Genomic DNA, 18,283 nt, shown 5'->3' with positions numbered 1-18,283 from the left:
CTTTACGTTAATAGGCAAGTTTATGTAATACATTCGCCAGCGTAAGGACGCCGGTTTCAAGCTGATGTGCGGGTGTGAATTCAAGCGGCGAGTGGCTGATCCCGCCACGGCTCGGCACAAACAGCATGCAGGCCGGAAAGGTTCTGCCGAGCATCTGGGCGTCATGTCCCGCTCCGCTTACGATTTTCTCCGGGTCCGCCCCCTGCTCTTTTGCAGCCTCTGCTGCGGTTCGTGTCAGGGTCTGATCCATTTGAACCGGCTCTATCCTCATATATTCATCAATAACGGGCCTGACTCCTTTGCTGCGGCTGATGTTTTCAACAATCGATACCAGTTTCTGATGGAAGGCTGCCAGCACGTCTTCCTCCGGGTGGCGAATATCAACGGAAAACTGGATACGGCCCGGAATGACATTCGCCATATTCGGTTCAACCGTCATTTTCCCGCACGTCAGGCGGAGCTCTTCCGGCTGTCTTTCCGCTGAGAGCATCAGTTCGTGGATAATGCTGCTTCCCGCCGCGAGCGGGTCTTTCCGCCATTTCATTGAAGTGGTGCCGGCATGGTTGCATTCACCGTCAAGCGTAACGGTATAGCGTCTCTGTCCGGCAATCCCGGTGACAATCCCGATATCCCTTCCCGATCGTTCAAGCGTTTGCCCCTGTTCAATATGTATTTCCAGAAAGGCACTAATATCAGTGCGCAGCGGTGCTGGATAACGGCCTGCACCGAAGCCGTTCTGCCGCATGGCTTCTTTCAGAGAAATGCCGGACGCGTCTTTCGGCGTTTCCGCATCTGAAAGCGAGAAAGCACCGGTGATATTGCCTGAGCCCCAATAGGTGATGGGAAAACGGCTCCCTTCCTCTTCACAGAGCGACACAGCCTCCAGCGTTTTTTTCGGACGCCCGCACGTCTCATGCAAATGCCGGATCGCCAGCATGCCCGCCAGCACGCCGAACGCACCGTCATATTTGCCGCCGTCAATAACAGTGTCAATATGCGACCCGGTCAGAATCACCTCATCAGGCGATTCTGTGCCGTTCAGCCGGCCGAATACGTTACCGACATCGTCAAATGCCGTTTCCAGCCCGAACGCCTCCATTTTCTTTTTGACGGCAAGCTGGGCGTCCATCCATTCTTTCGTATATAAAAGCCTCGTCACTCCGCCGGAAGCGGAAGCGCCGAATTGAGACAGCCATTGTATGTCATCGGAAATCCCGATATTCGCCGCCGAAAGCTGCTGATGTTCCATACACGCCCTCCTTTTAAACTGAAAAACTGACAAGATGATCTTCATTATAGAAGGAGCGCATAACGAGTTCATTATCATATCCTCTAAAAAATCAATGATTTTCCGGATACTTTGACCAATAAGTCGAAGGAACCATTTTTCAAAAAAGATAGAATATTAGATTTACTTTTTGGATAATAGAGGTAAAGGAGGGCAAGTCATGACAAAAAAACTTTGGTTTCTGCCGATTGTCTGCCTGTTTTTCATTTTTGGATGGGCCGCGCCGTCAGCCTCTGCGGGCGCGCCGGCTGACACGAATCTGTACAGCCGGATGGCGGTTTCAACTGCCGGCGGCACAACTCTTTTTCCGCAAACTGCCTCAGCTGTCATCACTCCGTCTGCGGATACGGACACATATTACAAAGAAGCTTCCGGAAAAAGCGGAACGGCCTTAAAGAGCGCCCTGCACCGTATCATCAGCGGACATACAAAGCTGTCTTACAGCCAAGTATGGAATGCATTGAAGGAAACTGACGAAGATCCGGCAAACCCGAACAATGTCATCTTGCTCTACACCCAGGAATCACGGGCCAAAAGTAAAAACGGCGGAAGCGTCGGGGACTGGAACCGCGAACACGTGTGGGCAAAGTCACACGGAAACTTCGGAACAGCTGCCGGCCCCGGGACGGACATTCATCATCTGCGCCCTGCAGACGTCCAGGTGAACAGTGCCAGAGGAAACATGGATTTTGATAACGGCGGCTCAGAATACCCGAAAGCGCCGGGCAATTATTACGACGGCGATTCCTGGGAGCCGCGCGATGAGGTCAAAGGAGACGTCGCCCGCATGCTGTTTTACATGGCGGTGCGTTATGAAGGAGACGACGGGTATCCCGACCTTGAGCTGAATGATAAAACCGGAAACGGCTCAGCTCCTTACATGGGAAAACTGTCCGTTTTGCTCAAATGGAATCAACAAGACCCCGTCGACAGTAAGGAAAAACGGCGGAACGAAATCATTTACGAAGACTATCAGCATAACCGCAATCCGTTTATCGACCATCCGGAATGGGCGGACGAAATCTGGTAATCGTATCATAAGAAGTGATAAGGGAGCCCCGATCATCAGGCTCCCTTTTTCAATATACGGCGTTTTCAGTGTCGGCATCAAAAAAGACGGCCCGGTTCATATTGACCGCAAGCAGAATGGCATCGCCGGGTTTCACCTGTGAAGCGCCGTCAAGACGGATCGTCATGCGGTCATCTCCGCTCACCGCATGAACGTACATCTCCGCGCCTAAGTTTTCACATACTTCCGCCACAGCGCGGCACACCGCTTCAGCCGGGTGCTCTGATTGTCCGGCAAGCGTCAAATGCTCCGGACGCAGCCCCGCAATCATCTCCTTACCGCTGTATCCTTTCTGCACAAGAACGGCCGCTTTTTCTTTCGGAATGGGCAGACGAACGGACGAACCGGCAAAATACCATTGCCCGTGACTTTCTTCAATGGCGCCTTTTATAAAATTCATACTCGGAGAACCGATAAAACCCGCCACAAACAGATTCGCCGGATAATGATAAATCTCATGGGGGCTTGCGGCCTGCTGAATATCTCCTTCATTCATCACGACAATCCGGTCGCCCATTGTCATCGCTTCCGTCTGATCATGCGTCACATAAACGATGGTCGCTTTCAAACGCTGATGGAGCTTGCTGATTTCGGCGCGCATCGTCACTCGCAATTTCGCGTCTAAGTTGGAAAGCGGCTCGTCCATCAGAAACACTTTCGGCTCCCGCACGATCGACCGGCCGAGCGCAACCCGCTGCCGCTGTCCGCCTGAAAGAGCCTTCGGTTTCCGCTTGAGCAGATGCCCGATTTCCAAAATATCAGCGGCCGTCCGGACTCGCTCTGCGATTTCTTTTTTCGGCAGCTTTCTGAGCTTCAAACCGAACGCCATATTATCAAACACCGTCATGTGGGGATACAGCGCGTAATTCTGAAAAACCATCGCGATATCGCGATCCTTCGGGGGCAGATCGTTCACCGCGTCTCCATCGATATAAAGCTTCCCTTCAGAAATGCTCTCCAGTCCGGCAATCATTCTGAGTGTCGTAGATTTGCCGCAGCCGGAGGGCCCGACTAGCACCAGCAGCTCCTCATCTTTTACATCTAAGTGAAAATCCTTCACTGCCGCCGATTGGGCGCCGTATGTTTTTTTGATATGGTCAAATGTTAATGATGCCATTCGAAAAACTCCTCCAATACTGGAAACCGCCACATCTTTCTGTTATGTTAAAAATGTTCGGGGTTTCTGACAGATTCATAAATGAAAAGCAAATTTGTATTATAACGTCATAATACATATAATAGTACTACTACTTGACAAAGGAGGTCCGTCCCATTGTTAAATAACGGGAGCTCGAAACCTTTATATATTCAGCTGAAACAAATTATCGCGGACGATATCAAGAAGGGCGTTTATTCGCCGTCCGTAAAACTGCCGACCGAAAATGAGCTGTGCGAAACGTACAACGTCAGCCGCATAACGGTCAGGAAGGCCATCCTTGATCTTGTGGAAGAAGGCTGGCTCGTCCGGCAGCAGGGAAAAGGAACGTTCGTTAAAAGCCCTAAACTGAAGCGGGAGCTCATCGCGGTCAACGGCTACTCTGAATTTATGGAATCAACGGGGAAAAAACCGAAACACCAGATCCTTTCCTATGAAATCATTGAAGCGCCTAAATCCATCGCCCAAAAACTTCGCGTCGCTTCCGAAAGTCCCGTTCTTGAATTAAAACGCATTTTATTTCACGACGACCAGCCGCTCTCATTCGAAATCGCCCACTATCCGCTCAGTTTATTTCCCGACATCGGCAAGCATATTAAAGGCGGCGTGTCGATGCATGACATTTTGAAACAGCACTATCAGGTGGTGCCCACCCATAATACGAAGCTGTTAAATGTCGTATACGCCAAGCAGGAAGAAAGCCGCTATCTGGCTTGTGATATCGGGGATGCGCTTTTTGAAATTGACAAAACCGCTTTTATGTCAAAAGACCAGCCGATATACAGCTCGCTGTTTGTAATGCATACCGACCGCGTCACGTTTACCATTAACAGTCCCTATGCGTAACAAGTATAAAAAACGAGACAATGCTTATCGTATTCTCGTTTTTTCACTGCTTTTCCCGCCGCCCGGCCTGTAGGGATGCCCGTAACCGAATGCTCCGAACCCTCCGCATGTTTTGGCAGCCGTCCCGGCGGCCGCAGTAAGCGCTCGCCGAATATCCTGATGCTCGAAAAAATCGGTAAGAAACCCGGCGATAAAAGAATCACCCGCGCCCAATGTATCTATTATATCAGCTCTTACCACCGGCTGATGATAGACGCGTTCCCCATCCGATAACACCGCGCCATATTCTCCCCTTGTCAGACAGACGATTTTCGCTCCGAAACCGCGGGCTTTTTCGGCAAGCCGCACACATTCACTTTCACTCAAATCACTCCCGGAAAAAAACGCATACGTCACGTACGGGCAGACCGCTTCTAAATAGGCTTCGTCACGTTTTACAGAGAAGTCAAAGGAAATCGGCACATGGCCGCTCAGCATCGGGAGGTCACGTTCTATCCTGCTGTATACGCTCGTATGCAGCAGATCATGTCCGGCGATAAATGAGATGTCATTCTCCTGAAAAGCGAGCGTCAGACGCGATTGCACGCCGCCTTTATTTGATCCGGCAAATATCCTGTCCCCTCTTTCATCAAGCGTGACGACCGCCATCCCGTTTTCTCCGTATGCCCGGCGGATCAGATCGGCATTCACCTTTTCCAGTTTCAGCACATTCAATACGTGATCCGCCGCTTCATCACTGCCGAGAATCCCGATATAAGAAGTTTCGTGGCCTAAGCGCCGGGCAAGCACGGCTACGTTTAACGCATTTCCGCCCGGGTAAAACGTTTCCTGATCCTGATAATAATCTACTACATTATCTCCGGCCGCTATCAGTTTCATCTTTTCATCCTCCTTATCCTTTCACGCTTCCCGCAGCAATGCCGCGGATAAAATATCTCTGCATCAATAAAAACAGCGCGATGATCGGAGCAGCAGAAATCGTCAGCCCGGCCAGCAGCACGCCCCAATCCGTCTGCAGCGCATCTCTGAACTGCATCAGCCCGGCCGGAATCGTCCGTAAATTTTCATCATCGATAAAAATAATCGCAAACATAAACTCATTCCATGTATGGTAAGCCGTCAAAATGCCTGATGTCACCAGAATCGGCACGCTCATAGGTAAGAATATTCTGAAAAATATTCCGAAACTTGTACATCCATCCAGATAGGCAGCTTCCTCAAGCTCTTTGGAAATCGACAAAAAATAGGACCGGATCAGAATCACGGTAAACGGAATACGGTAGGCGGCGTACGGAAGAATCAATGCCCAATACGTATTGTACAGTCCCAATGACTGGATAATGGAGTACAGCGGCACAAGACTGACCTGCGGCGTCAGCATCAAGCCGCCAAGACAAATGATCAGCACAAACCCTTTTCCTTTAAATTGAAAACGGGCCAGCCCGTATGCCGCCCAGGCGCTCACAAATACGGTGATGAGACAAGTCAGCACGGTCACAATGACGCTGTTCATAAAATAAGCGGAAATCCCTTGGTTCCATGCGGATACGAAGTTTTCGGGATGCCAGACAGAGGGCAGCGACCAGCTGTGCTCAAAAATCTCATCCGAGCTTTTAAAGGCGCTGACCGCCATCCATAACAGCGGATATGCAACGGCAATGAGGTAGATAAAGAGAAACAGCCACACAGACGTTTCCCCGACATTCCATTTTCTCGGTTTTCCGCCTGTTCTGACGGCCTGATGGGCATGACGCAAGTCCGTCTTTTCAGGAAGCATCGGCTACTCCTCCTTTCCGGTCTTAAAGAATTTCATCTGAATAAGCGACAGAGCAAGCGTCAGCAAAAGCACCACCGTCGCGATCGCAGAAGCGTAGCCCATCATATCCTTTGTAAAAGCACTCTTATACAAAAATGTGCTCAGCACTTCTGAAGCATTGCCCGGCCCTCCGCCGGTCAGAATATACGGTTCATTAAATACGGTAAATGCGCCGGTCAGCGTCATCACCACGGCAACAAACGACATTTCTTTCGTCTGCGGCACCGTAATGTGAAAAAACTGCTGGATTTTTCCGGCTCCGTCCAGCTGCGCCGATTCATATAATTCAGCGGGAATGCTCTGAATCGAGACAATGTACAGCATGGCGATGTAACCGACAGACTGCCATTGAGACACAAAAATGACAGACAGCATAGCGGTGTTTTCATCGCCCAGCCACGCGCGGGTCAGTTCATCAAGTCCGACGGCTTCCAGCAGCTGATTCAAAAGCCCGATTTCCGGGTTATAAATAAAATCAAACAACAGCGCAATGACGGTCATGGAAATGACGACCGGAAGAAAAAAGACCGTGCGGAAAAACGGCGACCATTTTCTTACCAGTCTGTCTTCCAGCACGGCCGCCAGAATTAAGCCGCCGCCAACCTGGCAAATCAGCGATATGACCGCATACAGCACATTGTTGCGGAGCGCTGTAAAAAATATGGGATCGTGAAACAGGTCAATATAATTTTTCAAACCGATAAACGTCTTTTCGGGTTGAAATGAGCTCCATTCAAACAGACTGAAAAACACATTCTCAATAATCGGAATGTAAACGAACAGCAGAAAAATCAGCGCGGGCGCGAGAAACAGATACGGAATGAAACGTTTTCGGCTGACCAAGGAAATCCTCATCTCCTTTCTCCAAAGAAATCTGTTCTATTCAGATGACGCTTTGACCTGACGCGCCGCTTTCTGCACGGAATTCATCACCTCGCGCGGTGTCATTGTGCCGCCGAGCATCTGCTGAACGCCTGCCGCATACACATCGGCGATTTCAACGTCAACATCCATATCAAACCACGGCACCATTGTTTCGGCGCGGACGATATCCTGCACGGCTTCACGCTGGATCGGGGCGGAATTGTTTTCTGTCGCCGTTCCTTGAACCGCGCTGTATTTACCGACGTCTTTTATCAGCTTCTCTCCCATTTTTTTCGAGGTTAAAAACTGAAGAAATTCCATGGCTTCTTTCGGGTGCTTCGTTTTTGAGGAAATCATAAATCCTTCCGGAGATCCGGTCAGTGCACGGGGAGATCCCTTTTCGCCGCTGATTTTCGGGAAAGGAAACAAGCCCAGATTGACCGGTTCGACGAGCTTAATTTCTGCCGTTTCCGCATAAATCATCGCCGCTTTTCCGCTCGTAAACTGCTGGCGCACGTATTCGTGATCGACGGAGTTCACGTGCTTTGTAAAGTACGGCAGAAGTTCCTGAAGCTTTTCAAGCGCTTTGACATAGCCTTCGTCCGTAAACTCCCCGGTTTCCGGGCTGTAATCTTTCGCCCGCGTTTTTTCATCCACCATACGCTGGTTCAGCGTCCCGATATAATGAGAAATGGTCCAAGGCGCTTTTGTGCCGAAACTGATCGGAATATATCCGTTCTCTTTCAATTTCTCAGAGACTGTGATCAGTTCATCCCATGTCGCCGGGGGCTTCAAATGTAATGAATTAAAAATGTCCTTATTATAAAAGAATGATTTAGCGTCCATTTGCCACGGAACACCGTACTGTTTTCCGTCATGCGTAAAGGGTTTGATTTGTGACTGCACCAGCTGTGAGGACCAATCTTTATCCTGCTGATAGTAAGACGACAGATCGAGGGCTTTGTCTCCTTTGATGAATTTATAAGCAAACCGGTCGCTCCATGAAAAGAAAATATCAGGGGGGCTCGTTGTTCCGAGCATGACTTTCACCTTGTCTTTATAAGAATCGTTTAAGACCGCTTCCGTTTGGATATGAATATCCGGATGAGCGGCTTCAAATTCTTTGACCGCTTCTTCAAAATAGCTTTTTTCCGGCTCCTTCGGCCACCTGTGAAAAAACTTCAGAGTCACTTTTCCGTCAGAGGAACTGCTTTGGCTTGAACAGGCGGCGGCTGACAGACATACGGCTAACAGAACGAACAGGCAGATGAGCTTTTTCAGATGCTTTTCCTCCTTTGTCACCGGACTATAACGTTATATATCATTATAGTCCGGTGAAATATAATGCGCGTTCTTAATATTCGACTTTCCACATGTAACGCCGCTGGCTTAACGGATGGTTCCTTGCTTCCGCCAGCGCATCCGCATAGCTTCTGAGCACCCGGTTTAATACGAGAGGAGCCAGATAGCCTTTTACAGAATCGTCAATTCCGGAAAAATCATATGCTGCCGCATCAAGCACAGTCAGTTTTTTGCCGTATCTTTTTGAGAAGGAAAGCGCCCGCTCTTCAAGGGGTCTTGTTTCGTCTAAGCCGAGCAGGATAATAAATGGAACGGATTCATCAATGATTTCGAACGGTCCGTGAAAATATTCTCCGGCATGAATGGCGTGGGAATGAATCCATTGCATTTCCATGAGAATGCAGATGCTGTAGGAGTAAGCGACACCGTAGTTCGCACCGCTTGCCATCGTGTAAATGATATCTTCTTTTTCGTGGGCTTTCGCGAATGCCTTTGCGTGATCCGCTTCTTGTTTAAGCGCTTTGTCATATACGGTCTGGAGCTTATTGAGTCCGTCGATCGCCGGCTCAAACGCGGGATGGTTTTCCAGCACGTGTAAAGCGCCGAACACGATTTGATACAGAACCCCGTAATTCGTATTTATCGCCTGTGCGTTCTCACCCCAGTCATACACCGCGACATATTCGGCTTCTTTCGCTAGCGGCGAATCAGGCTCAAAGGTCATCGCAATCGTAAGCGCGCCTTTTTTTCTGGCGAAACCGGCGGCTTTCACCGTTTCCGGCGTATTGCCTGACTGAGAACATAAAATCACGAGAGAGTTCTCTCCGAGCTGAACGGGATTGCGCTGAATAAATTCATTTGAACTGTAGAGATCAGAGCTGATGGCTTTCGCCTCTCTGTCAAACACGTACTTGCTCGGATACATAATGGCTGAAGAACCCCCGCAAGCGACGAAAAAGACGTGGTCAATCGTTTTTCCTTTCAGATCATCCAAGAAAGCCTGAACCTTGTGATTCACTTGTGCGGCAGTTTGACTCAAATCCTTCACTCCTCAGTGTTTTATTATATAACGTTATATAACATTATATAACGTTATATTAATCGCAGCAAAGGTGCGTTGTCAATCATATTTTCTGAAATTTCTAAAATATAAAATAAACCCGGCTTATTTCCCGCCCTCTCTTGACCTGACCCTTAGAGACACGTTTAGAATGAAAAACAGGGAGTGATTCAGAATGAATATAAAAGAAGCCGCCAGACAGACGGGTCTCACGAAAAAAGCCATCAAATATTATGAGCAGGAAGGTTTAATCACCGTCAGCAAAAACCCTGATAACGGATACCGTGAGTATTCCGATCAGAACGTGAATACGCTGAAAATGATTGCCGCCCTCCGAATGCTGGCACTGTCTGTAAGCGATATTAAAGCGTTCCTCTTAGAGGGCAGCAGTCTGCATGATATACTGCGCCGGCAGCATCAAAAGCTCAGCCGGCAGATTGAAGAGCTTGAGCAGGAACGGAAACTGACTGAAATGCTGATCAAGCGCGTGGAAGATGCGGAAAATGTCGATTCAATTCTGCATGATATCGGCGAGGTCAAAATAGATGAACCGAAGTATATGGGACTTCAGCTGAAAAAACTGTTCCCGGGAGATTTCGGAGAATTTATCGCCGCGCTGTTTGAACCGTTCCTCGACTTTTCTATTGATACAGATGAGAAAAAAACGATATGGGCGGAGCTTATTAAAGTATTGGATGATATGGAAGAAGTTCCGGCTGCACACCCGATGATGCAGCTGGTCGGCAAGGAGGATCCGGCTCAGCTCCAGCAGCACAAAGTACAGCATGATCAATTTATCGAGCGGATTTTAGAGAGAGACCCCGCCACTTGGGACACTCATAAAAACATCATCATTCAGCTTGTGAAAAGAGTGCAGACAGATGAAGAATACAGGGAAAGCCTGATCAAGGTCGGAGAATCAGCTTCTGATCTGCCCGCGCTGAAGGAGGGATCGCCTTTCAGCAATCTTCTTCAAAAGCTCAGCCCAAAATATGACACGTACGTGCGACTTCAGCTTGAACTGAAAAAAGAAGCCGACGAGGAACTCGGCTTTGATTCAGAAGCATATTTAAAACAGATGCTTCAATCAAAAAAACGCTAAGGTTCGTTTCCTTAGCGTTTTCTTTCTTCAGCCTCAGTGCTGCGCGTTAATGCGGTCAACGACATTAGCGATGAGCTGCTCTTTTCCTAAGTCGGAATCTTCGTCAACGCTTGCTACTGTCAAAATGATGGCCGCTACCGCAAGAGCGATCGTCTCAATGGCGGCCGCCGCGTTTAAAAATACCCATACAGCCGTTGCGCATTGGCCGATGGCCGTTGATTTTCCTTTGTCCATGCTCTTTTTGTCAAACTCTTCTTTCAGCACTTTCGCCATAATCTGCGAACCTTGATCAATGACGCTGTTCACTTTCTCATAATCGCCGCTGTAGACCGCCGCTTTCAACTCTTTAAAATAATTCGGCGATGACTTTTTAATATCAGCGATCACCTGATCGGAAACTTGCTTCAATTCATCCTGATCAATCTTTTTGACAGCCTTGGTATCCCATACTTCAGGAAGGAGCTTTGCGACCTCACCTTGTCCGAAAAAGATGCCGGAAAAAATGTCTTCACCCGAATAAGAGACGGATGGCTCAGTTTTCGCCGCGGCATGCGGGCCGACTAATGCAACCATTAAAACAAACACCAGCATCATGGCGGCAGCAGACTTTTTGCTTTTAACCATATAATTTCCTCCTTTTCCTTTTATTGAAAAAATTGTATCTGATAAAAAGGGGATTGTAATGGTTCAAAGCTACTGTTTTCTCTGCCGGCACCAAAAACAGGACCAAAATACCAGCCACCGTAATGGAAAACGAGGTAAGCCCCAGCATAACGGCAAAGATTTCGTGCATAAAAATGGAGATAAACAATATCAAACGCCAATATGTTTTCGGAGCAAACAAAGCGCAGAACATAATGGTTTGCACAATGAGCGTGCCCCACGTCGGGATGATGACAAGCTTGGACTGCAGGATAAAGTCAAACAGACCGTGAAGCGCATCCGGCAGACCCAGCATCGGATCGTTCAAATAGTAATAAACGGCAGTTCCGTTCTGCCACTCTTCTTCCATCAGTTTGGCAATGACGGAGTTAAAATACAGCATTGCGACCTGTATTCTGATGATTGTCAGCGTCGCCCAGCACAAGGAGCGGTAATAAGGCTCAAGCGGCCTTTTCTCAAAAGACGCCTCGTACGGAGACCAGTGCCATTTCCGCGGATCGGTTAATGTCAGCGGGAGCAGCAGCAGTGTAAAAACGGCAGCCACCTGATCTCCTCCGTCAAGGGTAACGGCGGAGTTTTGGAAGCTGTACGAAATCCACCAGTGAAAAAAACCGGTGATTCGCGGCCGCCAGCCAATGACGACAAGGATTAACATACAGATACAAACGGCTTTGACGATCTCAATGTAACGGAAATCGGGAAACAGCAGAAACAGGCTGAACGTGTCGGAAAAACTGAGCATTTGATTTTGCGTTTTGAAGAAGACAGACGCCGGATTGAACAGCAATGTCAGCAGCGTGCCGAGCGCGATTAAGCTTCTGGCAAGCCCGTACACATTTGTCCAAGGCGGATTCTTCATCATCCATAAGGTGAGCTGCTTTTTTGCATCCTGAATCAATTGACATCCACTCCGATGTATTTTTTGATGGTTCTTTTCGTTTCGGTATGTTGGCTCCATGCCCATGGGGTAATGCGTTCATATGTAATGATCATTTTCCCTTTCAGCCTTGGGGAGGGAGACTCATTTTTCATTTTCAAAAATGTGGTATCCTTAATGTCTTGGCCAGTCGTGAAGTCGTTCCACTTCTCTTTGGAAGGCAGCTTTTCCAGCATAAGGCCGAGCTCTATCCCTTGCGTCCGGCCGTAGCGGTTTAAGCCGATGACATTTTTCAGAGAATTATTCGGCCATCTGAGCTCCTCATCGGCATCAAGAAGATAGATGTTCAAGCTGTCTTCTCTCGGATCTTTACTGAAAAATCCCCAGCTTTGCGGATAAATCATGGAAACGGTTTTGGATTGATGCTTGGTTAATTGGATGGCGGAGCTTGGCAATGCCGCGATGATGGTAAAAAACAAAACGATGATCCAGGCGGCCATGATAAAAAGAAAGAATGAAAACATGCTGGTTTGCTTCTTGTCAGTCAATTGAAACCCTCCTAGCGTATGGAAATTTCATTGACATGATTATACACCAATCAACAGGTAAAATATTGATAAATCAGATTTTTCGGACTAATATACTATTATATGTAAAAAGGGAGTGTTCATATGTTTTTGATGAATGATAAAGTGCTGTGGGGAGCTGTGGTTCTCGCCTTTATTCTGTCGATTGTGTTTTATCCGTTTCTTCCTGCTGATATGGCCATTCACTATGACGTGTCGAACCGTCCGAATACATCAATCAATAAAACGGCCGGCGTCCTGATTTTTCCCGTGCTCATGATGATCTGCATGTTATTCAGAAAAAAGGTCGTCCAGCTATTCCTCATCGTTTACTGTCTGCTGATCGTGCATATTGCCGTGATGTGGCTGGCACTGTAAACATAAAGAAAACCGGAGCCCTTAAGCTCCGGTTTTTCTTATTTATAAAATACTTTCTCAATGTTGTATTTCGACTGAAGGGTATTGATCGCGTACGTTTCGTAAATCTCCCTTTCCATGGGATCATTTACGACACATACTTCAATTTTATACACTTCGTCCCTGTGATGTTTAACAGGCGACACATTGTCTTCAAAATGCTTTTTGATTCTTTGTCTTAATTTACGGGCTTTCCCGACAAACAGCAGCTCATCATGAATGTTATAAAACATAAAGATGCCGCCTTTGTCTCTCGGAATTTGGTGAAAATCAATGAAACCGTAAATCGCTTTAATCGCCGGTTCATTCTCCGACGGTGACTGCTGCCGTTCCGTAATGGTTACATCAGGAGCAGGAAGGTTTATTTTTATCAAATGGGTCACGTCCTCTTATTCATTAAAGCTCCATCCTATCATAAGAATGCGCCAAAAGCTATTTTTTATTCAAGCGCCCCGGCCGGATCATAAAGGCTTAAATCAATTTCCGTCTGCTGCCCGAGCGCGAGTTTCGCCAGTTCAGCCCCCAGATACGGCCCGCTCGTCAGTCCTGAGGCGCCCAGCCCGTTGGCAACGAGGAGTCCGCTGATATTCGGCACTTTGCCGATGACGGGAAGAAAACCGGGAGTAAACGGCCTGAAACCGACTCTTGTCTCTATTACAGTACTGTCTGAAAGCCCCGGCGCCACGGTTAATGCTTTGTCAAAAATCTCGCGGAGACCGCCGGCCGTCACCCGCAAATCCATGCCGGTATCGTTTTCATGAGTCGCGCCCGCTATGATTCTGCCGCTGTCAAAGGCGAGAATGTATTGATCGTTTGGGGGCATGACGACGGGCCAGCCGCCCGTCTCCTCTCCCTGAAGCTCTAAATGAACGATCTGCGCCTTTTGAAACGATACTGAAAAGCGGATGCCGAGCGGCTCAAGCAGCTCTCTCGCCCAAGCACCGGCCGTTACGAGAACCTGATCGGCAGTAAGCGTGCGTTCTGCGGTTTTCACACCGATGACGGCACCGTCCTCTGTCAATATTGACGCTTCTTCATTGTAAACCGCCGCGCCGTGCTTAACGGCCGCGTTCAACAGCGCCTTACGAAGCGCCCTCCCTTTCACCCGGGCCGCGCCGCTGACATGAACCGCCCCGTATTCCTCCGACAGCGCGGGGAACAGCGCCTTCGTTTCTTCCGGAGTCAGTCTTGTAATGTCACCGATTTCAGGGGCGTCCTCTCTTCTTTTATAAGCTCTTTCCTCCATTTGGCTGAGCTTTTTTTCATCCGTATGGAGGCTGACGGCTCCGACCTTTTGATAACCGGTTTCTGTTTCTCCGTCCGCTTCAAGCTGCTGTATCAATCGTTCATAATAACGGGCTCCGCCTTTTGCGATCGCATACCATGCCTGATTGCGGCGCTGTGACAGCCACGGGCAGACGATCCCCGCCGCGGCGTCAGTCGCCTGCCCCGGGTGTTTCCGGTCAATGACCGTTACATCCGCCCCGGCCTTTGCGAGATGATAAGCCGCGGACGCACCGAGAATGCCGCCCCCGATAATTATATAAGACTTCATGTGTAACACCTTTTCTATCTGTTTTGTCTTATTTATTTTAACAAATGGAGCGCCCGGTTCCTACCGGAGTCCTGACGGCAATGATGAGTTTCGAAAACGGAAACGTATAATAAAAGGAATACGTTCTTGTCTGAAAGCCGTTTTCCTCAAGAATTGCTCTGTATTGTGATGTATTTTTTATATCTGACACGGCCAATGTGCCGCCAGGCTTCAGCACCCTCACCATTTCCGCAATCGCCCGTTCCCTCTTTTTTCTGCCTGAAATGTTGTGTACGGTAAAATGCGAAATGACAAGGTCAAACGTCTCATCAGGAAACGGCATGTCTTGCGCCAGTCCGTCATACAGATCAATTTCCGGCGCTCTTTCAGCCTGTCTGTTCTTTTCAAATGCGTCTCTTCCGTTTCCGACCAGGTCCCAGCTTGACCATTTGTCAATCGCTGAGACGTCAGCGCCTTTTTGAGCCGCGGCGATGGCTAATAGCCCCCGCCCCGTACCGACATCAAGCACCTTCATGTCCGGCTTTAAACCGGATAGCGCAAGAATACGATGGCGGTGTAAAAGTTTAATGGCCGTTGAATACAAGAGCATCCAAAGACCGAGCAATAAAAACAAGGTGCCCGTCAGCCAGCCCCAGTAAGGAGGAATCATACCGCATAACGTGGCTGCAGCATAAAGGAGCGCAAGAAAGATAAATCCAAACGCTCCATAAGGCGCATCAATTCCGTATCGTGCTGTCATAACACTCACCCCTTTCAATATTTATCCAAATGGTATACCATATTATTCTAACAAAAGCTGAAAGGAGATACGACCATATGAAACGCGGCATTACATTTAACATCCCAAATCAATTCGGACGGTTTGCGGCAGATATATTACAACCGTTCCCCATCTCTTCCTATACGTGGTTTATCGGTGATGGAGAGGCGTATACTGAATTCAAAGAAGACACCGATACAGACCTGTTTCCGCAAAATCAGCGCATCATTCAGGGTCAAGAACTCCGTCAGCGTCTGGAAGGAAACCCTTATTATATGATTTTTGCTGAATTGAAAGCTTTCCCGGGCGGGATGGTAACGGAAATCAATACGTACGAGGAGTATTTGGAGAGTTCCTGTGAGCTTGTGCTTCTCATTGCAGATTGCTCGTATGTAACGTTATATTGCAAAGATCCGGATATGCTCGAAGCCCTTTATCAGCAGGCTGTACAATGCGGATTTCTCCGCGTTGACTATGTTACAGATGAGAATGATGCGAGAACGGGATTGTCTGTCTGATGAAGGTGCGTTCTTTTTATGAAGCGCCTGATAGGGCTTAGGATTCAAAATATTAACAAATTCGTGTGTTTTCAACAAAAAAACAACCCTCTCATGTATACTGAGTGCGTAACTTACATATGAAAGGGGTATGGCAATGAAAATCAGCTTGAAGAAAAAAGCAGATTTTTGGAAGAAGACGGCGGTTTCGTCACTTATTTTCACCATGTTTTTTACCCTGATGATGAGCGGTACGGTTTTAGCGGCCGGGCTGAATAAGGATCAGAAGCGCCGGGCGGAACAGCTGACCAGCATCTTTGAAAACGGAAAGACGGAAATCCAATACGGATATGTTGAAGCGTTGGATGACGGAAGAGGTTACACTTGCGGGCGGGCCGGCTTTACGACGGCTACCGGAGATGCGCTGGAAGTAGTCGAAGTATACACGAAAGCGGTGCCGAATAACAAATTGAAAAAGTATTTGCCTGAATTGCGGCGTCTTGCGAAGGACGAAAGCGATGACATCAGCAATTTGAAAGGATTCGCTTCTGCCTGGCGCTCACTTGGCAATGATAAAGCCTTCCGCGCTGCCCAGGATAAGGTAAATGACAGCTTGTATTATCAGCCGGCGATGGAACGTTCAGAAAATGCCGGACTGAAAACGGCCTTGGCAAAAGCAGTGATGTACGATACGGTGATTCAGCATGGCGACGGCGATGATCCAGACTCCTTTTATGCCCTGATTAAACGCACGAACAAAAAAATGGGCGGGTCACCGAAAGACGGAACTGACGAGAAGAAATGGCTCAATAAATTCTTGGATGTGCGCTATGACGATCTGATGAATCCGTCAGATGAGGACACCCAGGATGAATGGAGAGAATCGGTTGCCCGTGTCGACGTTTTCCGCGATATTGTCAAAGAGAAGAACTACAATTTAAACGGGCCGATTCATGTCCGGTCAAGCGAATACGGTAATTTCACTATTCAATAAACAAAAAAACCCCGCCATATGGCGGGGTTTTACTATTAACCGATGGAGCCTTCCATTTCGAACTTAATCAAACGGTTCATTTCAACTGCGTATTCCATCGGAAGTTCTTTTGTGAACGGCTCGATGAAACCCATAACGATCATTTCTGTTGCTTCTTCTTCAGAAATACCGCGGCTCATCAAGTAGAAAAGCTGTTCCTCAGAAACTTTTGATACTTTCGCTTCGTGCTCCAATGAAATGTTGTCGTTCAGGATTTCATTGTAAGGGATTGTATCAGAAGTTGATTTGTTATCCATAATGAGCGTATCACACTCGATGTTTGAACGGGCGCCGTCCGCTTTCCGTCCGAAGTGGACGATACCGCGGTATGTTACTTTTCCGCCCTGTTTCGAAATCGATTTTGATACGATTGTGGATGACGTATTCGGTGCAAGGTGAATCATTTTCGCGCCTGCGTCCTGATGCTGTCCTTTACCCGCAAGAGCGATAGAAAGCGTCATTCCGCGCGCGCCTTCACCTTTCAGAATGACAGCCGGATATTTCATCGTCAATTTAGAACCGATGTTTCCGTCAACCCATTCCATCGTCGCGTTTTCTTCACAAACCGTACGTTTCGTTACTAAGTTGTAAACGTTGTTCGCCCAGTTTTGAATTGTTGTATAACGGCAGTAGCCGCCTTTTTTGACGATGATTTCAACAACCGCGCTGTGAAGCGAGTTTGTTGTGTACACAGGAGCCGTACAGCCCTCTACGTAATGAACGCTTGCTTCTTCGTCAACGATGATCAGCGTACGTTCGAACTGACCCATGTTTTCAGAGTTGATGCGGAAGTAAGCTTGAAGCGGTGTTTCAACCTTCACGCCTTTAGGCACGTAGATGAAAGATCCGCCGGACCAAACAGCTGAGTTCAGCGCCGCAAACTTGTTATCAGTCGGCGGAATGACTTTCGCCCAGTGCTCGCGGAAAATGTCTTCATTTTCTTTCAGCGCGCTGTCTGTGTCTTTGAAGACGATGCCTTGCTCTTCAAGATCTTCTTTCATATTGTGGTAAACAACTTCGGATTCGTACTGTGCAGAAACACCGGCAAGGTATTTTTGCTCAGCTTCAGGAATACCGAGTTTGTCGAATGTCTGTTTAATTTCCTCAGGCACTTCATCCCAAGAACGCTCTGAACGCTCAGACGGCTTTACGTAATACGTAATTTCGTCAAAGTTTAAAGAGTTTAAATCCCCGCCCCACTGCGGCATCGGCATGTTGTAGAAATGCTCAAGAGATTTCAGGCGGAAATCAAGCATCCATTGAGGCTCTTCTTTCATGCGTGAAATTTCTTCTACGATTTCTTTTGTCAATCCGCGCTCTGAACGGAAAATGGAAACGTCCTTATCGTGAAAACCGTACTTGTATTCACCAATTTCAGGCATTTTTTTAGCCATCCATTTTCACTCCAATCT

General features: G+C 48.0%; 19 protein-coding genes and 1 pseudogene. 6 read left to right on the top strand and 14 right to left on the bottom strand.

The genetic code is table 11. The features are described 5' to 3' along the window. Positions 1 to 7 precede the first annotated feature (7 nt). Complete coding sequence (gene allC, locus NQS30_RS02880; RefSeq protein ID WP_124692744.1) at positions 8 to 1,249, bottom strand: allantoate deiminase; 1,242 nt, start codon at positions 1,247 to 1,249, stop codon at positions 8 to 10. 199 nt (positions 1,250 to 1,448) lie between these two features. Between allC and NQS30_RS02875 the strand changes: the two genes are divergently transcribed. Next, on the top strand, positions 1,449 to 2,318 hold the full coding sequence (locus NQS30_RS02875) for an endonuclease I family protein (protein ID WP_007410107.1): 870 nt from the start codon (positions 1,449 to 1,451) through the stop codon (positions 2,316 to 2,318). A 49-nt stretch (positions 2,319 to 2,367) separates the two neighbouring features. Here NQS30_RS02875 and NQS30_RS02870 read toward each other — a convergent pair whose 3' ends face one another. Then, positions 2,368 to 3,474 carry an ABC transporter ATP-binding protein gene (locus NQS30_RS02870; protein WP_163113448.1) on the bottom strand — a complete coding sequence of 369 codons (1,107 nt, stop codon included), beginning with the start codon at positions 3,472 to 3,474 and terminating at the stop codon, positions 2,368 to 2,370. Positions 3,475 to 3,630: 156 nt separating this feature from the next. On the opposite strand from NQS30_RS02870, the gene frlR reads away from it, so the two are divergent. Continuing rightward, on the top strand, positions 3,631 to 4,359 hold the full coding sequence (gene frlR, locus NQS30_RS02865; RefSeq protein ID WP_150941389.1) for a transcriptional regulator FrlR: 729 nt from the start codon (positions 3,631 to 3,633) through the stop codon (positions 4,357 to 4,359). A gap of 24 nt (positions 4,360 to 4,383) precedes the next feature. Here the strand turns inward: frlR and NQS30_RS02860 are convergent, their stop codons facing one another. From NQS30_RS02860 to NQS30_RS02840, 5 genes are all read right to left on the bottom strand, one after another. After that, the gene (locus NQS30_RS02860) at positions 4,384 to 5,238 is read right to left on the bottom strand and encodes a PfkB family carbohydrate kinase (protein ID WP_007613586.1); all 855 of its coding nucleotides are present in this window, start codon (positions 5,236 to 5,238) and stop codon (positions 4,384 to 4,386) included. A gap of 13 nt (positions 5,239 to 5,251) precedes the next feature. Beyond that, on the bottom strand, positions 5,252 to 6,136 hold the full coding sequence (locus NQS30_RS02855) for a carbohydrate ABC transporter permease (protein WP_218791356.1): 885 nt from the start codon (positions 6,134 to 6,136) through the stop codon (positions 5,252 to 5,254). 3 nt (positions 6,137 to 6,139) lie between these two features. Further along, positions 6,140 to 7,030: a carbohydrate ABC transporter permease gene (locus NQS30_RS02850; RefSeq protein WP_371136938.1), complete on the bottom strand. Its 891-nt coding sequence runs from the start codon at positions 7,028 to 7,030 to the stop codon at positions 6,140 to 6,142. 24 nt (positions 7,031 to 7,054) lie between these two features. Then, positions 7,055 to 8,320 carry an ABC transporter substrate-binding protein gene (locus NQS30_RS02845; RefSeq protein ID WP_038456488.1) on the bottom strand — a complete coding sequence of 422 codons (1,266 nt, stop codon included), beginning with the start codon at positions 8,318 to 8,320 and terminating at the stop codon, positions 7,055 to 7,057. Between the two features lie 73 nt (positions 8,321 to 8,393). Beyond that, positions 8,394 to 9,380 carry an SIS domain-containing protein gene (locus NQS30_RS02840; RefSeq protein WP_032867108.1) on the bottom strand — a complete coding sequence of 329 codons (987 nt, stop codon included), beginning with the start codon at positions 9,378 to 9,380 and terminating at the stop codon, positions 8,394 to 8,396. A gap of 196 nt (positions 9,381 to 9,576) precedes the next feature. Here NQS30_RS02840 and NQS30_RS02835 point away from each other — a divergent pair, with 196 nt between their 5' ends. Continuing rightward, a complete protein-coding gene (locus NQS30_RS02835) occupies positions 9,577 to 10,503 on the top strand; it encodes a MerR family transcriptional regulator (protein ID WP_069007325.1) in 927 nt (308 codons plus the stop codon). Between the two features lie 33 nt (positions 10,504 to 10,536). Here NQS30_RS02835 and NQS30_RS02830 read toward each other — a convergent pair whose 3' ends face one another. The 3 genes and pseudogenes from NQS30_RS02830 to NQS30_RS02820 all read right to left on the bottom strand — a co-directional run bounded on the left by NQS30_RS02830 (position 10,537) and on the right by NQS30_RS02820 (position 12,591). Further along, a complete protein-coding gene (locus tag NQS30_RS02830; RefSeq protein WP_025285229.1) occupies positions 10,537 to 11,127 on the bottom strand; it encodes a sporulation delaying protein family toxin in 591 nt (196 codons plus the stop codon). Positions 11,128 to 11,211: 84 nt separating this feature from the next. Beyond that, positions 11,212 to 12,028 (bottom strand): annotated as a pseudogene (locus NQS30_RS02825) (sporulation-delaying protein SdpB family protein); the annotation flags it as partial. A gap of 32 nt (positions 12,029 to 12,060) precedes the next feature. Beyond that, positions 12,061 to 12,591: an SdpA family antimicrobial peptide system protein gene (locus NQS30_RS02820; RefSeq protein ID WP_025285231.1), complete on the bottom strand. Its 531-nt coding sequence runs from the start codon at positions 12,589 to 12,591 to the stop codon at positions 12,061 to 12,063. Positions 12,592 to 12,714: 123 nt separating this feature from the next. Between NQS30_RS02820 and NQS30_RS02815 the strand changes: the two genes are divergently transcribed. Next, positions 12,715 to 12,987 (top strand): DUF1648 domain-containing protein, encoded by a 273-nt coding sequence (locus tag NQS30_RS02815; RefSeq protein WP_015240532.1) that lies wholly within the window; start codon positions 12,715 to 12,717, stop codon positions 12,985 to 12,987. Positions 12,988 to 13,025: 38 nt separating this feature from the next. Here the strand turns inward: NQS30_RS02815 and NQS30_RS02810 are convergent, their stop codons facing one another. The 3 genes from NQS30_RS02810 to NQS30_RS02800 all read right to left on the bottom strand — a co-directional run bounded on the left by NQS30_RS02810 (position 13,026) and on the right by NQS30_RS02800 (position 15,320). Beyond that, entirely contained in the window at positions 13,026 to 13,400 is a 375-nt protein-coding gene (locus tag NQS30_RS02810; RefSeq protein ID WP_007410094.1) for a nucleotide excision repair endonuclease, read from the bottom strand. Positions 13,401 to 13,465: 65 nt separating this feature from the next. Further along, positions 13,466 to 14,581, bottom strand: a complete 1,116-nt coding sequence (locus NQS30_RS02805) for an NAD(P)/FAD-dependent oxidoreductase (RefSeq protein WP_218791357.1) — start codon at positions 14,579 to 14,581, stop codon at positions 13,466 to 13,468. A 37-nt stretch (positions 14,582 to 14,618) separates the two neighbouring features. Continuing rightward, entirely contained in the window at positions 14,619 to 15,320 is a 702-nt protein-coding gene (locus NQS30_RS02800) for a class I SAM-dependent methyltransferase (RefSeq protein ID WP_132105871.1), read from the bottom strand. A 77-nt stretch (positions 15,321 to 15,397) separates the two neighbouring features. Here NQS30_RS02800 and NQS30_RS02795 point away from each other — a divergent pair, with 77 nt between their 5' ends. Both NQS30_RS02795 and csn read left to right on the top strand, forming a co-directional pair. Further along, positions 15,398 to 15,859: a DUF2691 family protein gene (locus NQS30_RS02795; RefSeq protein ID WP_025285234.1), complete on the top strand. Its 462-nt coding sequence runs from the start codon at positions 15,398 to 15,400 to the stop codon at positions 15,857 to 15,859. 136 nt (positions 15,860 to 15,995) lie between these two features. Then, positions 15,996 to 16,832 (top strand): chitosanase, encoded by an 837-nt coding sequence (csn, locus tag NQS30_RS02790; RefSeq protein WP_015240537.1) that lies wholly within the window; start codon positions 15,996 to 15,998, stop codon positions 16,830 to 16,832. Positions 16,833 to 16,867: 35 nt separating this feature from the next. Here csn and sufB read toward each other — a convergent pair whose 3' ends face one another. Next, positions 16,868 to 18,265, bottom strand: coding sequence for a Fe-S cluster assembly protein SufB (gene sufB / locus NQS30_RS02785; protein ID WP_007410090.1), 1,398 nt, complete (start codon positions 18,263 to 18,265; stop codon positions 16,868 to 16,870). Positions 18,266 to 18,283: the final 18 nt, after the last annotated feature.

Origin of the sequence: Bacillus sp. B1(2022), assembly GCF_040259625.1 — a bacterium.
GTDB lineage: Bacteria > Bacillota > Bacilli > Bacillales > Bacillaceae > Bacillus > Bacillus velezensis.
Note: the sequence above shows the minus strand (reverse complement) of the source record. Positions and strands in the feature narration are given on the sequence as shown.

What these genes read in the sequence shown, in the direction of transcription:
- NQS30_RS02805 (WP_218791357.1), bottom strand. Translation starts at nt 14,581, where the DNA reads ATGAAGTCTTATATAATTATCGGGGGCGGCATTCTCGGTGCGTCCGCG.
- NQS30_RS02835 (WP_069007325.1), top strand. Translation starts at nt 9,577, where the DNA reads ATGAATATAAAAGAAGCCGCCAGACAGACGGGTCTCACGAAAAAAGCC.
- NQS30_RS02855 (WP_218791356.1), bottom strand. Translation starts at nt 6,136, where the DNA reads ATGCTTCCTGAAAAGACGGACTTGCGTCATGCCCATCAGGCCGTCAGA.
- csn (WP_015240537.1), top strand. Translation starts at nt 15,996, where the DNA reads ATGAAAATCAGCTTGAAGAAAAAAGCAGATTTTTGGAAGAAGACGGCG.
- NQS30_RS02815 (WP_015240532.1), top strand. Translation starts at nt 12,715, where the DNA reads ATGTTTTTGATGAATGATAAAGTGCTGTGGGGAGCTGTGGTTCTCGCC.
- NQS30_RS02870 (WP_163113448.1), bottom strand. Translation starts at nt 3,474, where the DNA reads ATGGCATCATTAACATTTGACCATATCAAAAAAACATACGGCGCCCAA.
- allC (WP_124692744.1), bottom strand. Translation starts at nt 1,249, where the DNA reads ATGGAACATCAGCAGCTTTCGGCGGCGAATATCGGGATTTCCGATGAC.
- NQS30_RS02800 (WP_132105871.1), bottom strand. Translation starts at nt 15,320, where the DNA reads ATGACAGCACGATACGGAATTGATGCGCCTTATGGAGCGTTTGGATTT.
- NQS30_RS02875 (WP_007410107.1), top strand. Translation starts at nt 1,449, where the DNA reads ATGACAAAAAAACTTTGGTTTCTGCCGATTGTCTGCCTGTTTTTCATT.
- sufB (WP_007410090.1), bottom strand. Translation starts at nt 18,265, where the DNA reads ATGGCTAAAAAAATGCCTGAAATTGGTGAATACAAGTACGGTTTTCAC.
- NQS30_RS02795 (WP_025285234.1), top strand. Translation starts at nt 15,398, where the DNA reads ATGAAACGCGGCATTACATTTAACATCCCAAATCAATTCGGACGGTTT.
- NQS30_RS02860 (WP_007613586.1), bottom strand. Translation starts at nt 5,238, where the DNA reads ATGAAACTGATAGCGGCCGGAGATAATGTAGTAGATTATTATCAGGAT.
- NQS30_RS02850 (WP_371136938.1), bottom strand. Translation starts at nt 7,030, where the DNA reads ATGAGGATTTCCTTGGTCAGCCGAAAACGTTTCATTCCGTATCTGTTT.
- NQS30_RS02830 (WP_025285229.1), bottom strand. Translation starts at nt 11,127, where the DNA reads ATGGTTAAAAGCAAAAAGTCTGCTGCCGCCATGATGCTGGTGTTTGTT.